This window comes from Acinetobacter sp. V2, from assembly GCF_001188385.1.
In the GTDB taxonomy this organism is placed as follows: domain Bacteria; phylum Pseudomonadota; class Gammaproteobacteria; order Pseudomonadales; family Moraxellaceae; genus Acinetobacter; species Acinetobacter oleivorans.
This window is the reverse complement of the sequence record NZ_JZFB01000007.1, coordinates 96028-97271: the sequence shown is the minus strand read 5'-3', so window position 1 is coordinate 97271 and position 1244 is coordinate 96028. Positions and strand designations below refer to the sequence as shown.

Genomic DNA, 1244 nt, shown 5'->3' with positions numbered 1-1244 from the left:
ATGGATGTGCATTATAGAGGATTAACATCCCTTTGCAAGCGAAAATTAGAAACTTATGACTTGAGCGTTCACTTTTAAATCAATAACCAATTTAAACTATTGTTTTATATCAATAATTATTTTAATTATTTATTTTTGACTTAAATAAGCCAAGATCATGCTCGACAATTCGCGCTTAAGTTGTTGTTCTGATATAAGAAAATTGTTCTGACTCACATATCGCATCATCGTAAAAAGCGTACTATTAATAATTACAAAGGATTTATGCTTCACCTGTTCGAAGTCCCACTGATGAGGATTTCTACTAAATGTATATAGCCCTACTTCAAAAAAATGCTTTTCTAAAATCTGAGCAGCTTGCGAATGGCTATAGTTATGCCAATGTTTCAGTACTTCTATAAAAAATCCATGATCGGCTTTTAATGCATTAAACCCTAGCTCTATCGCCAAGGGGATGAGCAGGTCTAAAGGAATATTTCCTTGCTGCATAACTAGCTCTTTAAGTTGATGTCCTAATAGTTCACTTTTACGGCGTAATAGTTCTTCAACGATTTGATCTTTATTCTCAAAGTATTGGTAAATCGAACCTACACTTACTCCAGATTTCTCTGCAATTTTAGGAGTTGTAGTATGTAGTAAGCCATATTGGGCAATACAGTGCTGTGTCGCCTCTAAAATATGGTCAACAATAATTTTTGAACGCTGTTGCTGTGGAGCTTTTCTCATTAGTTGTTTATTCGTTAAATGCGAATTGAATGCGAATAATTATTCATATTAGCCTATTTATTATTCAGTTCATAAGTAAGTAACGATATGCAAACGATTAGCCCAACTCGACTTGCTTCTTTTAATGACATGCAAGACAGTAATTTCTTTACTCAGTTTTTAAATGTCTGTTGCGAAAAACCAGCTCAACCGAGCTATACAGAATATGTATCTTTACAACGCGCTCTTTGTGAAGGGGACGTTGAAATGGATAAGGTGATTGATTGGGTTATGCAAAACCCCAAAGATCACCGAATGATTTTTGAGAAGATATTATTTCAAGGCCGCGATGACCTATCTGAGCCGCTACCTACTGAGTTAGAAAATTTCTTTAATTACATTGAACAAAAACCCGAATGGTTAGACCAGCGCCAAATTGATGAGGCTGTTAAATTTACTCATCGTTTAGGAGTAAATAACGGTTTTATCCTTAGAGATTTATCTTTAATGGCAGGATACTTATATCCGGGATTTAATCA

General features: G+C 34.6%; 2 pseudogenes. One reads left to right on the top strand and one right to left on the bottom strand.

Features of this window, described 5'->3' with window-relative positions:
* Positions 1-155: 155 nt before the first annotated feature.
* Positions 156-726, bottom strand: a pseudogene (locus UC75_RS16965) (TetR/AcrR family transcriptional regulator).
* An 87-nt stretch (positions 727-813) separates the two neighbouring features.
* Between UC75_RS16965 and UC75_RS22220 the strand changes: the two are divergent.
* Positions 814-1244: pseudogene (locus tag UC75_RS22220) on the top strand (DUF2236 domain-containing protein); the annotation flags it as partial.